This is a genomic window from Streptomyces sp. NPDC005648 (assembly GCF_040605395.1).
In the GTDB taxonomy this organism is placed as follows: domain Bacteria; phylum Actinomycetota; class Actinomycetes; order Streptomycetales; family Streptomycetaceae; genus Streptomyces.
This window is the reverse complement of sequence record NZ_JBEXCS010000096.1, coordinates 16,172-36,968: the sequence shown is the minus strand read 5'-3', so window position 1 is coordinate 36,968 and position 20,797 is coordinate 16,172. Positions and strand designations below refer to the sequence as shown.

Below are 20,797 nucleotides of genomic sequence, written 5' to 3'. Positions count from 1 at the left end.
TCCATGAGACCGCCCCCGCACGATCGAAGTCCCGCTACACTCCCGCCACCCGGCGAAAAGACCAGGTCAGACAGCGAAATCCTGCTGGAGTACTAACTAGCCGCCTAGTCAGACCGACCGGAGGAACCTCCGTGCCCGATCTCTCCCACCATGCCCGTCGCCTCCGTGACATAGCCGACGCGCTCGGAGCCCAGTCCAAACCCACCGACGATCCGCTCACCCCACATCCCGAGACCGCGGCGGTCATCGCCGACCGTCACATCAAACGCGGACAGCTCAACTACGCCGTCCCCGACATCCTCCAGCTCCAGCGACGCATCCGCCGCTACAACGCCGACCATGGCACGCCCCACGGCGATATCGTCGCCATAGCCCTCGACATCTGGCTCCGCGCCAAGGGCTACCCACCGGACCTCACCCCGTTCAAACCACAGGCTCCATAAACCGTCTGCCGCCCGGCCCCTCAACTGCCCTGGAATTTCTCGCCCCGTAGTCCTCTGTGCTGTGCAGGCCACCGAGGACCGGCGAGATCGATTGGGGTTCTACCCCCGTGTCTCGCCGGTAGCCGCCAGGAGTCACAGAGTGGCGGCAATGACGACAGCACGATCTTCAATCGTTCGGCACTCCGTTGCCGAGCGTTCGCGACTACGAGCCCTTCCACCAGCGTAAGAAACAGTTGGCCCGCCATCCTCGATGTGTGGTGAGGTTGCATCGTGGGTTCTCGAACGAAGCGTCATGAGGCACGCAAAAAGCGGAAGCGTCACGCTGGTGCGGCGTCGCCAGTGTTCGACCCGCACGCGAAGGTAATCATTGACTCCTGGGCCTCCCTGATGGTGCTCATGGGGAAGTTCCATGCGAGCGACGATCCTGCCGTAGCTGTCGGTGAAGCAGTCGACGAAGCAGTCGACGAGTTCGCCTCGAAGGTACGACGCTTCGACCCGATACGGCTCATCGAGGTGGCTCGTCTGGCGTTCTTGCCATTGGTCCCCGCAGGAATGATTCCGGTCACCGCGGATTCCAGTGCCGCGCCACTCGAACTACTCGCGTTGACCGCTCTCGTGCCTCCACAGGAGGCGGCAGATGTCACAGCCTCCCCCCAGGGTCCGGTGGCAGAGCAGGAGATGAGCCACTTCGTATCGACGGCGCGGGAAGAGATCGACAAGCTTCTCCACTTGGCTCAGCTGCGCTCTTTCGCCGCTGCGGATCCGACCGACAAGCTCGCTCTGGTGTCATTGCTCGTCCAAGGGGGCGAGGTGTGGATGCGAAATTCGTCCTACCCGGAGATGGTCGAAACGACCAACCGCGCGCTCTTGGACGGTGACCCGGAGGTGCGGGCGGCTCTTGTCGCCGAGCTTGGCTTCGACGCGTCTGACGCCCTAGCGGTTCTCGACGCGTGCCATGAGCTCCAGGTGGTGAGCATGAACCATCGCATAGACGCGATGCGTGACTCCGTGTCTGAAGCGATGGCGTCCACTGAGACCGGGCGAGCTGACGATGGGGTCATGGACCTCGCACGGTCCAGCCTCATGACGATGTTCGAGCCTGAAGCCGTCGAGGCCACGGTGGCCATCGAAGACGTCGTCAGACATACCGGCATCGCTGAGGACAAGGTCAAAGCAGTCATCGAGCGGTTCCGACTGGATCTGGCAGGAGCGACGCCTGCAGAAGTCGTCGACGCGTTCACCGCCGGCCAGAATCCGCTGCGGACCCAACCGCTCATCGTCACCACTGACGAACGCCTGATGCTGCCCCACCCAGGGCTCCATGTCTTCGCCGTCCGCGAGAATCTGGAAGAGCATCTCAAGACCTCGGCGGCATGGAACAAATACGCGAAGCACCGTGGAGACCTCCTCGAAGTCCGCACCCGAGACGCCCTGGGTCGCGTGCTGCCCGGAGCCCGCTACCGGGACGGGTTCGAGTACTACGTGCCCGCGAATGCCACGGAGACGGCAAACGCTGACCCGGCGAAGTACACCAAGCGCGTCGAGGGCGACCATCTCGTCCTGATCGACGACGTCGCCATTGTCGTCGAAGACAAAGCCGTCGCGTTCAGTGCACTGTCCCGTGGCGGCAAGAAGACACGGATCCGCAATGATCTGACCGGCATCGTCACGAAAGCCGCCGAGCAAGCTGGTCGGATCCGGGACGGAATCGAGCAGGACGGAGGCCTGCGCATTGAGGACGAGGGGTGGGTAGACCTCAGTCACATCCGCGAGATCCACACGATCGCAGTCAGCCTCGATGACATCTCGCCCGTGCTCACTGCCACCGCGGAGCTGGTGCGGGCGGAGCTGCTCAGCGCCGACAACATCCCCTGGACAGTGTCACTGCACGACCTTGAGCTGATCACGGAACTCGTCGACCGACCCTCTGAGTTCCTGCTCTACCTCCGGCGACGTCGCAACCCGAACGTCACGCTCATGTTCAGCGCACCGGACGAGCTGGACCTGTTTCTGCACTTCTTCGAGGCGGGCCTTTGGGTTGAGCCTGACCCGGCACAGGTGCGCACCGCGTTCCCGTTCATCCCCGAGCCGTCGCCAGCCGAGTTGCGCCGCTACCGCTCACAGAAGCCGGCCATCGTGACGAGCCGCACCGACGCTCTCGACCAGTGGTTCCACACTAAGCATGAGGCGGGTCCCGAAGCCGCATCCGCCCTCAAACCACACATGGCCGCGACCCCAACCGCGTCCCTCGTCGATGAACTACAAGAGCGCAACGTCACGGGCTGGCTGAGCATCGGGGCCACGCTCCTGTCCGGTGCCCACACCACTCAGCACAAGTTCGCTCGCTACGGCGCCGAGCTCCTCAACAACCCCTTGCCGAACGGCCAAGGCCGCAGTATCACCATCCCCATCACGGCCAGTGCCGACCCCGCCGAAGGATGGCTCTTCGTCTGGGCTACTCGCCCTGCCGGAGAAGAACCTGCCGCTGCCCAGCAGCGGGTCATGGACTATGTGCGTGCGAAGAAGCACCAGCTCAATCTCCCGCGAGGCGTTGTCTTCCTGTACGACGAACCGACCGGCGACCTCCGGGACATCCTTTACGACGGGCACATCGGACCGCTCGACGCTTCCGTCACCGCGACAGTGAGGACATTGCGGCCCGCCTCGGACTTGCAGCGAACCCTCCATCCCAACGCCAAGCACCCGGCGCGCAACACGGGCAAAACCAAGTCCAAGCAGAAAAGACCGAAGCGGAAACGGTAGCCCTCCGGCCCTCAGCCGAACGCCGTACCTGAAGTAGCCGCAAGCATCACGCACGGCGCGATCGTGATCCTTGAAAGAGCTCAGTGCCTTGGGGCTCCCGATCCTTGGTTCTGCAGAGGCAGAGTTCCTGAGATTGCCGGGAGCAGGCCCAGCGACCTCAGAATACGTCCGGTGTCCGCCCCGTCGATGATCATGTAGGAGCGGGGGCGCCGGGCGTCATGGGCGTAGGCGTCCATCATGCCCACCACGCTCGGCTTGATCTGGTGGCAGTGCTGCAGAACGAGTAGCTCTGCGGGCTCGGTGAACAGACGGTCGATCTGGTCGCCGTTCTTACCCAAGGCCTTAACGTCCATTGCGCGGGGGTGACCGGGTCCTTTGAACAGCCAGGCAGTCGAAACCTGGTGGCCACGGGCGAACACCCGCGATGTGTAGAGATCGGAACGTTCACCGCCCCAGTCCTTCGGAACGTACGACTCGCCGATCAGCCCGGCGAAGGCGTGTTTCACCACTTCTTCGGGCACGCGCAGGACCGCTTCCCTCTCGGCCTCGGTGAGGGGTGACGCGAAGTCGATCCCGCTGAACTGGCCGATATCGCTGGGGTACACCCGCGCTCCGGGCGCCGGGAGCTCGACGGCAGCATGGTTATCGATGAACGACCTAATGCCGATGAAGACTGGCCTGAGCTCAATTTGCGCCGCGCTGAGACTGGTGACCGTGCCGATCAGGTAGGCCCGTCTGCTTCCGGCAAGGCTCCCGGCCGCGGACGAGCTGGCGGTTCTTGCCGAGTTGAAAGTGCCAGTGACGCGCACCGGTTCGCCCGCGTCGACAACAGCCGTGAAGCTGACCGGCTTGAAGCCCGGGGCATCGTGTTCTCGGTCCCGCTGGAACGTAAATTCCAGCTCAGCGCCGATGATTTGCCCTGCCCGCAGGTCCTGTTCCAGGAGGCACCTGGCGAGCTCACGAACCCCAAACGAGGACAGAACTTCTGCCAGTTCTGTTGCGAGTACGTAGGGCAGCGCCGCCTCGGGCTCGCTTCTGCGAGCGGCCCTCGCCCGCGCGGACTCCGTCCGCTGTTCGCCGAGGAGGGACTGAACCTGGTCCTGGTGGAGGAAGTACGGCTCTAGCGCGATGCGCGTCATCGACAAGGTGATCCTTTAGCTGGGGCGGACCAAGCTCAGTGGCTGGCAACGCTGAGACAGTGTGGGAACAGTCACGAAATGTCCTTGAGCAGGCGCAGGAGTTCGTCCACGTCCTGCGGGCGGTCGGTCGGTTTGTGGCGGGTTGCCTCCTCTACTACGGCTCGCCATGGTCCGTTCGCGGGTAGCAGGGAGACGTTCTGCTCGGGACGCTCTCCGGTCAGGATGGCTGCGATGAGTCGTCCGATGCTGTAGACGTCAGCACTGGCCGCCACATGATGGGGGTTTCCGGAGGCCAGCTCCGGCGCGGCGAATCCCTCGGACCCGAAGCCGGTGCCGGTCCGCGTTCGGTGGGGAACGCTGGTCTCTCCTCGGGGCTGACGTCCCAACCCCCAGTCCGCCACGACCCACTTGCCGTTGAGGAGGAGGACGTTTGCTGGCTTGATGTCGCGGTGCATCCGATCGTCGGCGTGCGGACGGCGCAGTCCTTCGCAGACCGCTGTGACAAGGTCCCGCAGAGCTCCGGTCTCCCGCCGCAGACGTTCCGCGTGGCTGGCTGCGCTGCCGTTCGCAAGCGGCATGACGAACCATCGACCATCTGGGTCAGAGTCAAGCACCGGCATAACGTTCGGGTGCTGTCCGTACAGGTGACCGATGGAGATCTCGCGACCCATGCGGTGCACAGAGTCCTCATCACCGTAGCGGAGCTGTTTCAGAGCGACGGGAATGCGGGCGTGCTTGTGCACGCCGCCAAAAACAGCGCCCTGGCCACCCTCAGCGAGCGGCTCCTGGTCCTTCTCGTAGTCGGACTTCGTTCCACGCTTGAGCCACTGCACAGGAGCCCAGGGTTCGACCTCGCCCATGCCGGTCATGGTCTCGTCGGCGAGAAGGACGCGGGCGGCCTCGATGACGTGGTCACGGTAGGCACCGTGCCGTTGTGCTCTGAGGATGGCTTGCAATGGTCGGGCGGCGGGATAGCGGGCAAGCCCGGCGGAAAGGCGGCGTGCTTCGTTGTCCTGAGTGGCCCTTTGGGCAGCGCGCTGGCTGGTGCGCTCTTGCTGGGCCGCATGCAGGTCAGGATGGGGAGCCCAGCCACGGGGCGGCAGGACCACGCGGGCGTCGCGGAAGTCGCATTCGAGGACGATGCATCCGTTGCGCGCAAGCTCTGCGGCTATCTCCTCGGCACGGTCACCGAATGTGGTCACGGCGGACTGCCATCGGCGGGGGCCGTTGGTGGCAAAGGCCCACTGGCTGTCGGTCAGGCCGTCCGGGCGGTGCGGTGCGGGGAAACCTTCCGGCTCCAGAGTGACACGCGCGATCTTGGGATTACCGTGGCGGTCGGTGCTGTAGTCACCATCGGGCAGGGGAACTGCGTATGTGGTGAGGCCGGGATAGACGCTGAGGTGACGCATCGCGAAGCCACGCGGGCGGGAGCGGGCGGTCATACCGCATCCCGGTACTCGTTGCCGGTCAGCCAGGCCCGGAGCAGTTCGACACGTGGGGCGTGCTCGTCGTAGCCGACGACGACGGGTTGCTCGTTGTACGGGCTGGAGTCTGAGCTGCGGCGTAGCTTGATGTATTCGCCGCAGGCGTCGATGGCGTAGGACTCCATGTCGTCTTGCAGTGCCCCGACGACGGTGATGCCGCTCTCCCTGCCGATCTGGCCGAGCAGGGCGACCGCCTCGCGGCGGTGCTGCTTGCCGAGATTGCGGCCGAGTTCGTCGAGAACGAGGACAAGGGGCCGACCGGTGCCGCTCGCCGCTGCAGCGGCGCACACGAGTTTGATCGCCCGATCATCGATCTGTGCGGTGTTGGCCCGCCGGTTGTAGGGGATGTGATGGCGTCTGCGGGCGCGCCGCCACGTCGGCGTGACTTTCCATTCCCAGTTCTCGGTGGGGTGGGCTGGAGGGAGAGGTTCGTCGTATTGGAGTGAGGCTCCGTATCCGCCGTGGGCCATATCGAGCCGGTCGAACGCGGCTTTGACGTCTTCCAGCTTCTGCTTGATGGCAGAGGTGAGCGCGCCTCGGTGAGCTCGGCTGGCCTGGACGGCTTCCCCGTGGCCGATGCGCGCGGCGTCCAGGCTCTCGTGGCGCTCCTTGCGCTGATGGGCGATCTGTTGGCGCTCATACTGGTCGGTGTCTTCGTGCTGGCGCAGGTAGACGTGCAGCGCGTGGCGCAACGCGGGGAAGGCCGCTTGTGCCTTTGTGCTGCTGTCTGGGCCGCGCTGGCTGAACTCGGCCAGCAGGCTGGTGACTTCTTTCGGTCTGGTGTGAGAGGCGGCTGGAGGGAAGCAGTTGGATATCGCGGTGTTGATCAGAGTCTTGGCTTCTTCCCACCAGTCTTCAGGCGTCCAGGCTTGCTGGGTTTCTGGCAGGGCTAGCAGGTAGTCTCGGGCGGACTCGTCCGTACCGTTCCAGCGGGCTCTCAGTCCGGCGAGGTCCAGCTGTACTTGCTCCTTTTCGAGACTTCCCCGTTTTTCTTGCCTCTCTCTGGTGGTTTCGTCGAGGGCAGCCTTCTGTGCGCGCAGAGACTTGATTTCGTTTTCGCGGCGCCCCTCCAGACGGAGCACCTCGTCCCGTTCGGCAGCTGCGGCAGTGAGGTCAGGGGCCAGTTTCGCGCGCTCGTCTCGGGCGGCCTGGTCTTCCGCCTGCAGAGTGCTGATCTTTCTCTGCAACTCAACGGCTTCGGCTGCGGCTCTTACGCCGTTCAGTCTTCGCTCAGCACCGGCGACTTGCTGCTCGGCGGCCTTCTGCATCCGCACGGCTTCCCGGTGACTGTCGAATTCCTGACGGACGCGGTCTCGTGCAGCGGCGATGCGGGCAGCGCGGTCGGTCACGGGCCGGGGAAAACCGCCGATCGTCACGATGCCCGCATCATCGTAGACACGATCAGGGTTGGCGTGGGCTGTGACTCGCGAGTCCAGCGACGCGAGGAAACCGCTCAGGTCGTAGTCCGAGTTGGTGTTGCACGGGAGGTCAGCGTTCCTTGCGGCTGCGGTCAGATTGGCCGCGATCAAGATCGAGCCGGGCAGGTCCGCGAGGAGGTCACTGGCCATCTTGAGGTGGTGGTGGTCCACGACGGCGGCTGCACGGTACGGCCACAGGGCCGGCTCCCACTTTGGCCTCTGCTGATCAGTGAGGGCAACGGCGTCAAGGAGACAGATGGCCTCGATTCTCTCGGTTGCGAGGAGGTCGATCTGCTGTCTTGCCAGGTCTTTGCCGCTTTCCGCGTCCTCCAAGCCTTCCTCGGCATCGGATAGTGCCTTCTCCGCCACTCCGACTGCCTTGACCCTCTTGTCCAACTCGGCGCCCGCGTCGGCACGCTCTCGTTGGGCGGTTGGTTCGTCGCGGCCGTCGGCGTCACGGGCATTGAGTTTTGCCTCACGCCACCAGCCGTCGGCTTCTTCGATCTGCTGTTGCAGAGTTGCCACCTGCTCGCCCAGGTCGCGGTCGGCGTCGTCGAGCTTTGTGAATGTGCTCTGCGCGGCCTTCTGTCTTTTCGTGAATGCCTCGTCGTCGGCCAGTTCCTTCGCTCGCCTGGCTAGCTCGTGCGCTGTGCGCTTGTCCTGTTCGATCTCGGCGTCGGCCCCGGCTATCTCGGATTGGATGTCGGCATCGCGTTGGAGGGCGTTGTACAGCATCTGTGCTGTATGTGACCGCCAGCGGTCAGCGGCGTCGATAACGTCCTTGCGCGCCTGGTCGCGGGCCTCGATGCCCTCTTCGGTGATCTGAGTCTGCTCTTCCCATGTGGCGAGGTCGGACTCGGCTTTGCTGGCCTTTTGGAGGCGGTCGTACTCGTTGCGGCGTGCCTGGCGTTCCTGCTGTAGTTCGTGCTCAATGCCGGTGAGTACGGCGATTGCCTCGAAGATCCGCCGCTCGGAGATCTCGTTGAGTGGCTGGGCGAGGAGGTTGGGGGCGGCACTGGCCCGTACCGATGTCGACAGGAACGACACGCAGCGCACGTGGTCCCCGTAGAGCGTGTACGGAAGGTCGCGGGCCGCCACGTCGTATCGTCCGGCCTGTGGAGGCAAGGCGTGCCACACCGAGTCCGCGGACTGTTCCCGTTCGGCTTCGCTGTCTCCAGCGGGTAGAAGCAGTCCTTCCTGCCAGCGCAGTTTCAGCCGGGGGCTGCCTTTTTGGCTGTTTCTGTCGATCCGGATCCACACGGTCAGGGCGCCGGCCTGCAACTGGGCGAGGGCGCCCATAGGGGGTGCAAACACGCCGATGAGGTATCCGTAGTCGGCGTTGCCCCAGTGCTCCTCGCCGCCGGCGTCTTCGGAGTTGAACAGCAGGTCGACTGCGGCGGGTGCGCCGGAGCTGAATCGCCACTGTTCGTCGGCATGCAGCAAGCTGATCTGGGCCAGGAGTGACGACTTCCCTGCTCCGTTGGAGTCTTTCGGCCCTTGTCCTGCCACGGCGATGAGGGTGCCGGCTGCCAGCGGGATGGGGTGGGTGGAGAGCCTGGAGATTCGCACGCTCTGGAGGCCGACCAGGACACGGTCGCCGACAATGTCTTTCGGCGGCTCTTTTTTGTCCATGCACCGTTCCTTGAAGAATTCGTCATTTCTGGGGGTTGCCGAGGTTCCGGCGGACCGTGATCGCGGTAGCGAGAGCAGTATCCGGGCCCACGGCCAGGATCAGGTTTTCCTGGAGTCGTTGGCGCGCGGCTGGTGTGAGTCGGCGTAGTGCGGGCCCGGGAATGTAGGAGGATCCTGCTGTCTCGTGGTCTGGTACGCGCGCCGTGCGGACCAGGCCTGCTGCGCGCAGTCGTTGCAGGGCCTCAGACAGGCGCAGTTGCCCGTGGATCTGCGAGAGTTTCCGCAGCTGGGTCGGTGTCGTGGGGTGGTTCGACTGCCAGTTGTCCCCACTCAGGCGTCCTTCTGCCCGGGGGATCGCAACTGAGTGGATCAGTACCAGGATCAGCGCGGCTCTTTCCAGCGGCGGCAGTATCCCCCAGCCATTCGCGACGAGTTCTGCAGCGATATCGTCCCGGTATCCCGATGTCCAGAGGTTGGCGCCTGCGGGGACCAGCGTGCGGCCGGTCATGTGCAGCATCTGGTCAAGCTGGTGACGCAGTGCCGCGTCTCGGAGGGCGGGAAGCGCCGCTTCGCTTGCAGGCTCGCTGCCGTACTCAAGGGCGGCCCAGGCTGAGACCAGCGCGTCGCGCTGTTTATCGCCGAGCGGCTGGAGCATGTCGTCGAAGAGGCCGCTCATCGGTGCGCCTGCCCGGGAGGTCGAGGGGGCGGTATTTCACGCCATAGGTCCCGCAGTAGGGAGATGTCCTGGTCGGGCCAGGTGGCTGTCCAGGGGCCAAGACGGACTGTCTGCGCCTGGCCATCGATGTACAACCACCGACTGGTGTGCAGGCGGCGGAATGCTCCCATTGCGAAGCGGTGCAGAATTTCTCTTTCGCGTCCGGGGATGAGCTGGTCCACGACGTCCAGTACCTCGTGCATCGTTGCCGACTGGCCTGGCCAGGGGCTTGCCTGAACATCGGTCCAGCAGCAACGCAGCGCTGCGGCAAGGACCCGGTTGGTCTCGTTGGGGTGTCTCACGGAGAGCAAGGGCATCTGCAGTTCGCGGAGCACGGCTGGCGTGACGTCGTCGGGTGGGCGGGGCACCAGCCAGAAGATCTCACCATCCTGCTCCACTACGCGCAGCATGCCTGCCGGTGTTCTTGTGGCTGCCGGCATGCGCAGCGGGCCTTCGGCCCGCACCCTCGCCCACCACAGTGCCTCGTCCGGATCACTCACGCGGGTCTCCGTACTCGTTCGAACACGCCCCAGGTGAGCCAGGAGGGGACACTGCCTGCCCGTACCTGGACCGGGCCGGTCCAGGTCAGTCGGTAGGGGAGTCGGTCGTTGTTGCTCGCGGCGGTCAGGTCGGACAGTAGGCGGCGTGCTGTTACCCAGCCGATGTCCGACAGAAGGTGTTCGACTGCCACAGAGTCCTCGCCGCTGAGCGCTTCCTCGGCGATTGCCGCCAGCCGTTCGGCCTCGGCGTCCTTCCATTCCTGGTAGGGCTGTTCTTTGTTATCGGGAACTGGGGACCGCGGTGGTGTCGGGCGGTTGGTAGTTGTCTGTGGCGTGCGGGCCACGGCCTCCGCGAGGTCAGCGACGTCGTGCCATGGGGATGGCGCGTCGAATACCTGATCGGCCAGGACCGCCGCGAGCTCGTCCACCGATGCGCGGTTCGCGAAGCGCTTCCACATCTCGGGGGGTAGGAGATTCAACGCCCGGGAAGTTCCCGCTGCTGCCATGAGGCGAGCCGAGGCGTTCGTCGAGGCATCTTCGTAGGCGGCGATCGCCGAGCGCAGTTCGCCGCATTTACGGCTGAGTGCGGGCCAGAACTGCAACAGGATCTCGTGCACTGCGGACGCCTGGTCGATCAGCGACTTGGCGTTCCATAGCAGTGGCGCGCGCTCCCGCAGGTTTTCCACCGTGCCGCTGACGGTCAGCGCTACGAGTTCGGCGACGAGCAGTCGAAGTGCGGTGGTGATACCGACCACTACCTCAAGGGCTTCCTCGGTTGTGCTCTCCCCGCCTTCCAGCCTGATCTTCTCCATCGTCAGAAGCTGGTGCAGTTCCGACTGACCTCCGCGGGCCAACATCCGCTGGACGAACAGCATGGAGACGTAGCTGGTGAAGGAGGCCCGGTACTCACGTTGGTAGGGCTTGTCAAAGGCAGGCTGGATCGCGCCGAGCCCTTTCAGCACGCTCAGGCGGTCCTTGACTAGCTCGTCCGGGAAGGCGGCGCAGGCCGCCTTGATCTGCTCTGTTGTGAGGCCGTCCTCCCCCGCCCTGGCAAACGCAGCGAACAACGTGTTCGCCAGGTTGAACAGGGCAACGTCATCGATCGCCGCGTTGGACCGGCTCGCAAGGACAGCAACAATCTGCCTGAATACAGAAACGACAGTCTGCTCGGCCGCTGCCGTATCCAGTCCAAGCTGCTCGTCAATCATTGAATCGTCCTGGTTGTGCCCTGACTTTAGGTGGGGGTTCCAGCTGCGGCGTTACCCAGACGAGGTGGAACTCCGCTGCGCATTTCAGGGATGAGTATTTGTACAGGGGAAGTTGGCACTGCAGGTTGATCCCGTCACCTCCCCCAGCCACTCGCAGCACGTAGGGTAGCCGATCCGATAGACGGACCATGGGCAGATTAGCGATCACGGTCAGACCGTGGGGCGTGATCGACACTGAGGTCGTGACCCCGACCGCTGATCCATCTGAGCGTGCGGCAGTCCGTCCGTATCGGCGAACTGGTTCCACTTCATCACTGCCAGACCCCGCCTCACCACAGGATGACAGGGATCCCGAGCACTGATCACGCTGGTCCGATTACCGGATCGGTGCGGGACCGCGACATTGCCTCAGACCATCTCTATCACTGAGCCTTTTCAGCGGTGCCGCTCCAGGGTGAGGATGGCGGCTGCGATTGACGACATGCGGTTGGGACTGCAGCGGGCTTTGCGGAAGATCCGCCAGGACTTCAGTCGTGCGACGCCGCGCTCGACCGCCGCGCGTGCCGCCGACAGCGCGCGGTTGACGGTTTCCTGGGTTGGTGTGAGGTCGCGGCCGGGCAGGCGTCTGAGGGGTGTCGTCACCCACGGGCCGGCTCCGATGTATGCGCGGTCGGCGAGGATCGGAATGCCTTGGCGTTCGCAGATCCGGAGGATCCGGTGGGTGCGGGCCGCGGTCAGGTCGTGCGCGCGGCCGGGCAGTGCGGGTGAGATCCACAGCAGTCGTCCTGCTGGATCGGTCACCACCTGCACGTTCACGCCGTGGCGTCGGTGTTTTTGGGAGAAGTCGGCCCGGCTGTCGCCGACCCGGTCGCACTCCGCGAGGGTGCCGTCCAGCAGGACGTAGTCGGGGTCGGCTTCGCGCAGGTTTCGCAGGAGCCCGGGTGCGCGGTCGGCGAGCAGGGCGATGACGGCTGCGGTGTAGGCATGGGCGGTGCCGACGGAGATGCCGAAGCCTGCCGCGAGTTGCGCGAGGGTGTCGTGGCGTCGCAGGTACACCAGGCCGACCAGCGCACGCTGGTGCGGCGGGAGTTTGCACCGTCGGCCACCCTCGCGGGTGACGATGAGCATGGTTGCCCACTCGACCAGGGCATGAGGTAGGTCGAGTGCGGCAGAATACGGAACCAACGCGGCTCCTGCGCCTGTGGGTTGAGACTTCGAACACCTCCCCCAACGGCGCGGGAGCCTCGTGCGTTGCGCACCCTGTCGGCGTCACCCGATCGGTGGCCGAGCTGAAAACGCTCACTCAGTAGGCAGGTCCGATGCACCCCATCGAGTCGATACGTAAACGCCTCCCACTTCCTGCCCCCGTTCGAGGACCCTTGCACCCTGTGCTGCGTCAACTCATGGAAGGGGCCTTGCTTCCGTGGTGTTCGAACTTCCACGTCGAGGCGACACGGGCCTCTACGATGTCGGTTCGGCCCGACAGTCTTCTGGAGCACCATGCGCCTCGCACACATCAAGATCGATAACTTCCGCGGGCTCAGCCAGGTTGACATCCGCCTCTCCCGCTTTGGTTGTCTGATCGGCGAGAACAACGCGGGGAAGTCGTCTGTGTTCCAGGCCTTGAACATCTTCTTGCGCTCAGCCGCCGTCACGGAGGCCGATTTCCTCAATCCCGCCCGCCCCGTCCGCATCCAGCTCAGCTTCTCCGAAATCCACGAGGCTGACCTTCAGCGCCTGGAAGACAGTCACCGCTCACGTATTGAGCCAGAGGTGAGCGACGGCCGCCTCACCTTGGCCCGGACGTACGCCAGTCCGGGCAAGGGCTCCATGTGGGTGGTCAAGAAGGTGCCCAGCGATGCTCGCTTGCGGAAACCAGCTCTTGAGGAGGTACTCCGCCCCAAGATCTCCACTGAGGAGCTGGAGGCGAACGTTCGAGGTGTCTACCCAGAGATCTTCGACAAGCTGTCCGGCAAGATCACGCGTGTGGCCGTGAGACGAGAGTGGGCTGAACTCGTCGCCGCTCTTCCGGAAGGCGCCTACAGCACGGGCGACGATCCTCTGATGACCGGCCTGGATAAATCGGTGGCTCCGTTGCTGCCGGAGCCAATCTACATCCCGGCCGTGAAAGAGCTGAACGACGATCTCAAGACCACGTCATCAGCAACGTTCGGTCGGCTCCTGTCCCTTCTATTCGAAGACATCGAGCATCAACTCCCTGAGCTGGAAGCCTCTTTCGATCAACTGCGGAACCAACTCAATGTGGTGGAGGAGGAGGACGGCAGCGAGTCGGACCGGCGGCTGCCGGAGGTGCGCCAGATCGAGACGTTGATCCAGCAGAACCTCCAAGAGTCCTTCCCTCGTGCGAGTGTGCGTCTGGAGATTCCCCCACCCCGACTTCGCAGTTTGTTGGAGGAGGCCCAGATCGCCATCAACGACGGCGTCAGTGGCCCCTTCAAGACCAAGGGAGACGGTCTGCGCAGGTCGGTGGCGTTCGCGATCCTGCGTACGTACGTGGACCTCAAGACTGCACGGCCTTCGCAGCCCGACAGTGCCCAGCAGCCCTGTCTGCTCTTGTTCGAAGAGCCGGAGGTCTTCCTCCATCCGCAGGCGCAGCGCAAACTCTTTGAAGCCCTGACGATCTTCTCTCACTACAACGACGTCCTGGTCAGTACTCACTCGTCTGCGTTCTGTGCCCCCGGGGCAACCGGTACCTTCGTGAAGGTCGTCAAGGACCACACTCTGGATCCGCCGGCCAGCCGGACCTGCGTGATTGACCTGTCCGACATGAACGCCCGGGACCAGTTCGAGATCATCACGTACGAGAACAACGAGGCCGCCTTCTTCGCCAACTCCGTTCTGCTCGTGGAGGGCCCCAGCGACCGAACTCTCATTCCCCATATCGCGCGCACTCTCAGCCCCCAGTGGGATTTCGAGAAGCGCGGAGCCGCGATCGCCAAGGTAGAGGGAAAAGGAAGCATCGAGCGGTACCGCAAGTTCTTCCAGCGTTTCGAGATGCGAGTCGCAGTCATCGCTGACCTGGATGCCGTGCTTGACGGCTTCGACAAGCTGGGCGCCAGTGAAAAGTGCCGTGAACTGCGTGATCGGCTCGTGTGCCGGGTCACGGAGTTGGTGGAGGAGGAAGAATCGGATGAGGTTTCCAGCAGGACCCTCAAGGGAATCCGTACCAGCGGCAGCGCACGGGAACTGTGGCGGCAGGCCAAGATCAAGCAGGAGGAGCACGCCCAGGGACTGTGCGGGTTCGACGAGTTGAACGCCGCTGTAGACGCCTTCTTCGCCCGATCCGCTTCAGGCGCGGCGCGCAGGATCCTGGAGGAAGCCAGTGACCCTGAGCTAGAGAAGATGAAGCTGGACCTGCTGCGAATGCTCCGCGAAGAGAACATCTACGTGTGGGAGCGCGGGGCCATCGAGGCCTACTATCCGGACTTGCAGACGAACGAATCGAACAACAAGAACGACCGTGCTCGCACGTTCTGCGAGCGGTATACCACTGCCGAAGCCATCCGCGGCCTGCCTGTCTTTAAAGACTCCGCTGGTTGCGAGTTCGACCTCATCTTCGAGGCATTCTTCGGAACGGTCTCTCTGGAATCGCCCCCGATTGAGATTCCCGAGCAGGCTGCAACAGAGGGACCGTCAGTTGAGCTCGGGGAAACATCTACAGTTGAATGACTCAGACGCTTCTCCATTGTGTGCGCCGCCCCGGAGAATCTCAGTACGCCCCGGATCTTTCCGGTTCGAAGGTGCTCGCCGCAAAGCCACCTTCCGCCTTTGGCAGTAAATTTGGTTATGTCCACGCCGGGGCTGTTGACGGCTTCCATGAGAGATTTGCGTTCAGTCTGCGGTCGCTGTCGATGGTGCAAGCTACAGCAACGCGACGTTAACGGGTAAGAAAGGGGCTGCCACATTCCTGTCAAACTCGTTAACGTCGTTACCGACGCCTATTGAGGGTTGCTTGCCGCCAGGTCGTTGAGCACAGCGTTGACTGTGGACCAGCAGAGGTCGGCTGTGTCGAAGTCTGCGCTGTGTTTGGCTCGTTTCTCCGCGAGGGGGTGGACCAGGTTGCGGTAGGTGCGTAGCAGGTCTGAGGCCATTTTTGCGTCTTGGTCGATCCACTGGTTGGTGTGGGCGTGCTGAATGAGGTCCTGAAGTCGGGTGTCGCGGGCGGGGCGGGTCAGCGGCACGGTTGCGTTTCTGACGTCGGCGGCGTGGACGAGGACGCCTTCGAGGAGGCTCCCGAGCATGATGACGGCGGAGGTGTAGGCGCCGTGTTCTTGGCAGATGCGGGCTTCGTCGAGGCGTAGCTGAACGGCGCGGGCCAGGTCGGAATCGGAGACGATGTCGGTGATGGCCACCTTCAGCTCTACCCGCTGGGGGCGAGGGGGTTCGTCGGGGTCGTACTCGATGAGGAACGGCTGCCCTTTGTGGTAGTCGATGCGGCGGCCTTCGAGGGCGAGGACTTCCTGGAGGCGTTGGATGACGGCGTCGTAGTCGGCGGGTTGTTGTTGGTATTCCCGTCGGTCGGCCAGGCGCAGGATGACGCGCTCGGTGTCTCCTGCCTGGTCTTCCTGCCGTTCGCACAGGATGGTGTGGACCCAGCGGTGGCGCGGGCTGCCGTCGTGGTCGGGGACGTCTTCCCAGCCGGCCCGGCGGAGGAATGGAGCCAGTTCCCAGCCCGCTCGGCGTTTCATACCCGGCTCGTCACCGCAGACCATGGCGGCCAGTTCTTCGAGGGTGCTGTCGTCGTAGTTGTCCATGTCAGTGTCCCTCGCTGTCTTCGTCCGGCTCGCCGTCGTAGGGGTCCGCGTCTTCGTCGGGTTCGGCCTCGGCCAGGCCGACCGGAGTCCAGGGCATGTCGGTCAGCGCGTCATCGATGGATGGCTCGCGGACCGTGCGGGGATGGATGCCCAGCTCGGTCAGGCGTTCCCACAGAGGTTCCAAGGCCTCGTCGGGTGAGAGGGCGAAGGCGCTGCTGCGTATACGCCAGAACGTCCAGCCGGCGCGGCGAAGCTCCCGCTCGCGCTCGGCGTCGTCGTGGATCTGTTTCGGGGTGGAGTGGTGAGGGCTTCCGTCGCACTCCACTGCGAGGCGTCCGTGGCCTCCGGTGACGACGAGGTCGATGCGTTTTCCGTTGACTTCCCACTGGGGTACTACGTCGTAGCCGCGTTCCTTGATGCGCAGGAAGACGCGCTGCTCGAAGAGCGAGTCGAAGGGCTCGCAGTGTCGGTCTGCGCTGACGTGGGCGGGCTGGTGGGGGTGTGTGTAGGGCGGGGGCGGGCTCACCATGTAGGTGAGCAGGGAGCGGCGCAGGTCTTTGCTGCTGAGCTGGTCGATGGTCAGGGAATGGAAGAGCCACATCTGGTCGCGGGCCCGGCTGGCGGCCACGTTGAAGCGTCGTTCGTGGTTCCGGCCGGTCGCGGCGATGACGTTGGCTCCGTCGACGACCATCGACAGGAGGATGACGTCGCGCTGGTCTCCCTGGAACTGTTCGGGTGTGCCGACCTGGATGCTGTGGCGTTCGCGGGCCGACACATCGATGCGCTGGTCGACGAGGTCCTGGACCAGGCGGGTCTGGTCGCCGTGGCGCAGGATGATCACGCCGATGCTGCGGTCGGCGTAGGCAGGGTCCTGGGTGAGGCGGTGCAGTTCGTTGACGACGGCCTCTGCCTCGGGCCGGTTGATGAGTTTGTCCCGGCGTCCTTCGCAGTGCCCTTCGGGCACATGGACGACCTTCAGCGGCGGGAGGCGATCGGAGCCGTGCTGGCGCAGCAGGACCAGCTGGTTGTCGGGATAGAACTGCATGGAGGACCATTTGATGATCTCCGGCATGCACCGGAAGTGCTCGGTGAGACGGATCACTTCGGTGAAACGGGACTGCAGCAGTTCGTACAGGTTGGACTTGGGGTCGAAGCCTTCGCGCTGCCAGGGTTCGAGGCCGGCCATGCGCTCGTCGAAGATCTGGGTGATCCGGTCATGCTTGCTGCCGCTGTAGAACGGGGCGCACTGCCGGTCGTCGCCGACGACGATGATGCGGGGTGCGAGCCAGAGCAACAGCAGGCCGTCCAGGCCCACTTGGCTTGCTTCATCGACGATGACGACATCGAAGGAGTCCGGCTCTGGGCTGATCGTTTCCGCTACCTGGTTCAGCGGCATGATCCACGCCGGTACCGCTCCTTGCGCTGTCTGCATGGCTGAGCGCGCGTGACGCTGGTGGCGTCTGCCGTACTCGGTGGTTCCCTGGCCTGCGTTGGCCACGGCGCTGGCGTATGCAGCCAGGGCCTGTTTGTGCTTGGTGGTCATGCGGCTGACGCAATGGAGTGCTGCGCGGTCGCAGACCAGCTGTTCCACCAGGTCGTGCAGCCGGGTTTGGATCTGGGTCAGTTCGCCTTCGAGCTGATCTTCGCGTCCTGGGAGCAGGTGGGTGTCGAGGAAGTCCTGCGCCTGCCGCCATGCCCAGGCCTGGGGCAGCGCGGCGAACCGGGAGCGCCAGTGCGGGGCGAGGGGGTCGCCGGCGAGGTCCTTGGCGAGTTCGGGGTGGGCCTCGGCAAGGCACTCGAAGAGTTTCCCGGTCTCGCGCCGGTCTGCCTCACGCTGGTATGCCGCAGTCAGTGCGTCCACCGCCTGCGCGTAGGCCTGCGCATCACGGGCCGCTACGGCATCCGCCGCGCGCTGCAGCTCCTCCACGCCATGCGGGTGGGGCGGCGGAAGGCTCTTGAGGAGCTCTTCGAAGCGTTGTGTTGCGGTCCTGATGTGCAGGAGTTGACGGGCCTGGGCCGTGGCCTGGCGGATGTCACGCCACTGCTCGGCGGTGGTGACCGGTGTCTGGATTCCGTCGGCCAGCAGGGTTGCGTGGACCTGGCGGATGACCTCCACGCAGGTGTCGATGGCTTGCAGGGTGGCGGCCCTGTCCAGGAGCTCGGACGTCATCAGTTCGGTGGTGTCCTGTCCGACGGCCGATCCTACGCCGGTCCACCGGCCGCGCAGGGTGCGGGCGTGGGCGCGCATCTCCAGTTGCCGTACGACCGCGGTGATGTGCTCTCGGCCGGCTGGCGCCATGCCTTCCACCCGGCACTGTTCGAGGAGGAATCGGGCTTGCTTGACGACGGCCGGCCGGGGCCATCGCGTGTTCAGTCTGCCGGTTCGCAGGACGTGTTGCTCCAGATTGCGGCCCGCGATCAGGAGCTCCTTCTCCTCGCTTTCGGAGAGGCGGGGGATCTCTACTTCCGGGAAGGATGCAGCGGCTATCTCGTCGTGGGTCTGCTGTGCGCGCTGTGAGGCGTTTCGGATGCTGTCCCACAGTTGCTGCCATCGCTGGGCGATGCCGTCCTGCAGCGCGCGCGTGGACCAGGTATCCGCCTGCCAGGAGGTGGGGTCCGCGGACAGCCCTACCCTCTGCAGGGCCTGCTGGGCTCGGTCGAGGAGCGCTTGCAGCACAATGAGCCGGGCGTCACCGTGGTCCGCCAGTTCCTGCGCCAGCGGTGTGACCGGCTCGCGGCCGACGGCTTCCTCGGCTCCTTGAAGTTCCGTGATGCGGCGGGAAACGTCCGTCGGGTCGGGCAGCGTGGCAGGGTCCGGGCAGTACTGGATGCGGGCGTCGAGGATTCCGGGACCGTGCTGGGTGACGAGCAGCCACAGTCGCTCAGCTTCGTCCGTGGTCAGGGGCGGGACCTGTGGGGCCTGGACATCAAGGGGCGGCAGCCACTGATATTCGAATGCGCCGTGTTCCACAGCTTGCACGATGTCGTCGAGCCGCCCTCGGTAGCCCGGCGCGATCTCGGGGTGCTCGTACCACTCGACTTCACGGACCTGACGCAGGCGGTCTTGGAGCTTGGCCTGCTCCGCCATGAGCTGGTGCCGCTGCGTCTGCTGGTCGTCTATGCGCTGTTGGAGCCGATCGAGGTTTGTTGTCGCGTTCAGGTGCGCCAGGGCTCCCAGCGACTGGCTCAGATCGGAGTTCCCGCCCTGCCACTGATCGCCTTGGATCACGCACATGCTGCGCAGCTGGGACGGCAGCTGGTCGCGCAGCACGTTCAGAGCCTGGCTCTTCGCGCTGGTGACCAGGACTCTCTTGCCGTCCGCGAGGAGTGCGGCGATCAGATTGCTGATGGTGTGTGTCTTTCCGGTGCCCGGCGGGCCCTGGACCACGACACTGGTGTCGCGCTGCAGCCGGTCCAGGACATCGCGCTGGGCAGCGTTGGTGACCATCGGGAACAGCGGATCCGGTCCCAGTGCCGGCGGCACGGAGCCATTCCTGCTCCCCCAGGCCGTCCGGTGCTCCGGTTCAAGGTCATACAGCAGTTGCGCCAGTCCCAGAGGGGCTTGTGCTCCGGGACGTTTCAGCGCCCAGGCGATGCTCTCGTAGAAGCCAAGGACGGAGCGCTGGCTGTGTTCGCGCAGGATGAGTGCGGGCGCAAGATGCAGTGACCGCGCCTGGGGTTCAGCGGTGAGGTCGTCGGGGTGCTGGCCGGTGGGGTCGAACGGGAGCACGCGGTCGACTCCGAAAGCCCGCTGCGCCCACGAGCGCACGGCCTGTGCCGCCCGGTCCGACAGCGGGTGGAAGGGGACGTCCTCGACAGCGGAGCGTACGACCCCCAGCAGCTCCGACGTGTAGCCGTCGGACTCGCTGAGGAAGTCGGTGTCTTCCAGTCGTCCGGGGTGCTCCTGCACCAGAGAAACGGTCACGTTGATCGATGCCGGTTCAACGGTGAGGGTCACCGGTGTTGTCACGATGTGCCGGCGGACCCGGGCCGAGGGACGAGCGGCTCCGAGTTGCAAGAGACCTACGGCCAGGACTACTTCGAAGGTGTCGCTGTCCTGCTCGATCTTCTTGGCCATCCGGTACAGCTGCTGGTGCAGTCGCCGTTGCGGCTCGGCCGCCAGCTCTTCCTGTGACCATCGCATCCACTTGCCGGCCCACGTCTCGTACGCCTTGCGTTCTTCGGAGCTGCCGCTCTCCAGAGCCAGTTGGTTCTCCTCCACGCTTGCCTGGTCGTCGGCTATTTGACGGTCATTCGGTGTGTTGTCGATCAGGCCAGGAGGTTGCGGTCCAGCGGTGGCGGCGGCCTCGGCGGACACTCTGCCGTGCAAGATCGCCGGCAGCCGCGGTGCTTCTTGGGGTGGACGGTGCTTGACCACCATGATGCGAGGGTCGGCGTCCACAGCACGGCGCACGGTCCCATCGGGAGCGTCCGCGAGCCACACCGTTTCCGGGTACTTGGCACAATCACGGATGGTCTTGGAGACGGCGCCCCGCACCAGCTCCTGCAGACAGTCGATCAAGACGCGAGTGTCACGGACGGCTTTGGGATCGCTGCCATCACGTACTGCCGGGCGGGCCATCACATCCCCCAAACGCCTGCCACTCTGGCAAGCCTTTTAGGATCCCTGGCGGCTGCACACTGGGCAATGTGACGGGGCTCATGCACAATCATTTCCGGACATGAATGTCCTCCGGTGCACTTCAGCCTCGCCACTTGC

General features: G+C 64.6%; 11 protein-coding genes. 3 read left to right on the top strand and 8 right to left on the bottom strand.

The annotated features are described in order from the left end of the window. The first annotated feature begins 131 nt into the window (after positions 1 to 131). Together ABZT17_RS37045 and ABZT17_RS37040 are read left to right on the top strand one after the other, a co-directional pair. Positions 132 to 443, top strand: a complete 312-nt coding sequence (locus ABZT17_RS37045; RefSeq protein WP_086800015.1) for a hypothetical protein — start codon at positions 132 to 134, stop codon at positions 441 to 443. 339 nt (positions 444 to 782) lie between these two features. Further along, positions 783 to 3,206, top strand: coding sequence for a preprotein translocase subunit SecA (locus ABZT17_RS37040; RefSeq protein WP_237276976.1), 2,424 nt, complete (start codon positions 783 to 785; stop codon positions 3,204 to 3,206). 80 nt (positions 3,207 to 3,286) lie between these two features. On the opposite strand, the gene ABZT17_RS37035 is transcribed toward ABZT17_RS37040, so the two are convergent. The 6 genes from ABZT17_RS37035 to ABZT17_RS37010 all read right to left on the bottom strand — a co-directional run bounded on the left by ABZT17_RS37035 (position 3,287) and on the right by ABZT17_RS37010 (position 12,487). Continuing rightward, a complete protein-coding gene (locus ABZT17_RS37035) occupies positions 3,287 to 4,345 on the bottom strand; it encodes a hypothetical protein (protein WP_356355782.1) in 1,059 nt (352 codons plus the stop codon). A gap of 71 nt (positions 4,346 to 4,416) precedes the next feature. Then, entirely contained in the window at positions 4,417 to 5,787 is a 1,371-nt protein-coding gene (locus ABZT17_RS37030) for a protein kinase (RefSeq protein ID WP_356355780.1), read from the bottom strand. Beyond that, the gene (locus ABZT17_RS37025; RefSeq protein WP_104786632.1) at positions 5,784 to 8,879 is read right to left on the bottom strand and encodes a hypothetical protein; all 3,096 of its coding nucleotides are present in this window, start codon (positions 8,877 to 8,879) and stop codon (positions 5,784 to 5,786) included. The genes ABZT17_RS37030 and ABZT17_RS37025 overlap by 4 nt, the downstream gene beginning before the upstream one ends. Positions 8,880 to 8,901: 22 nt before the next feature. Further along, positions 8,902 to 9,555: a hypothetical protein gene (locus tag ABZT17_RS37020; RefSeq protein WP_086800011.1), complete on the bottom strand. Its 654-nt coding sequence runs from the start codon at positions 9,553 to 9,555 to the stop codon at positions 8,902 to 8,904. A 535-nt stretch (positions 9,556 to 10,090) separates the two neighbouring features. Next, positions 10,091 to 11,302: a hypothetical protein gene (locus tag ABZT17_RS37015; protein ID WP_123543915.1), complete on the bottom strand. Its 1,212-nt coding sequence runs from the start codon at positions 11,300 to 11,302 to the stop codon at positions 10,091 to 10,093. Between the two features lie 435 nt (positions 11,303 to 11,737). Next, a complete protein-coding gene (locus ABZT17_RS37010; protein WP_356355778.1) occupies positions 11,738 to 12,487 on the bottom strand; it encodes a transposase family protein in 750 nt (249 codons plus the stop codon). Between the two features lie 315 nt (positions 12,488 to 12,802). Here ABZT17_RS37010 and ABZT17_RS37005 point away from each other — a divergent pair, with 315 nt between their 5' ends. Further along, the gene (locus ABZT17_RS37005) at positions 12,803 to 14,992 is read left to right on the top strand and encodes an AAA family ATPase (RefSeq protein ID WP_356355776.1); all 2,190 of its coding nucleotides are present in this window, start codon (positions 12,803 to 12,805) and stop codon (positions 14,990 to 14,992) included. A 269-nt stretch (positions 14,993 to 15,261) separates the two neighbouring features. Here ABZT17_RS37005 and ABZT17_RS37000 read toward each other — a convergent pair whose 3' ends face one another. Together ABZT17_RS37000 and ABZT17_RS36995 are read right to left on the bottom strand one after the other, a co-directional pair. Further along, the gene (locus tag ABZT17_RS37000) at positions 15,262 to 16,077 is read right to left on the bottom strand and encodes a hypothetical protein (protein WP_356355774.1); all 816 of its coding nucleotides are present in this window, start codon (positions 16,075 to 16,077) and stop codon (positions 15,262 to 15,264) included. Position 16,078: 1 nt separating this feature from the next. After that, on the bottom strand, positions 16,079 to 20,599 hold the full coding sequence (locus tag ABZT17_RS36995) for an AAA domain-containing protein (RefSeq protein ID WP_356355772.1): 4,521 nt from the start codon (positions 20,597 to 20,599) through the stop codon (positions 16,079 to 16,081). Positions 20,600 to 20,797: the final 198 nt, after the last annotated feature.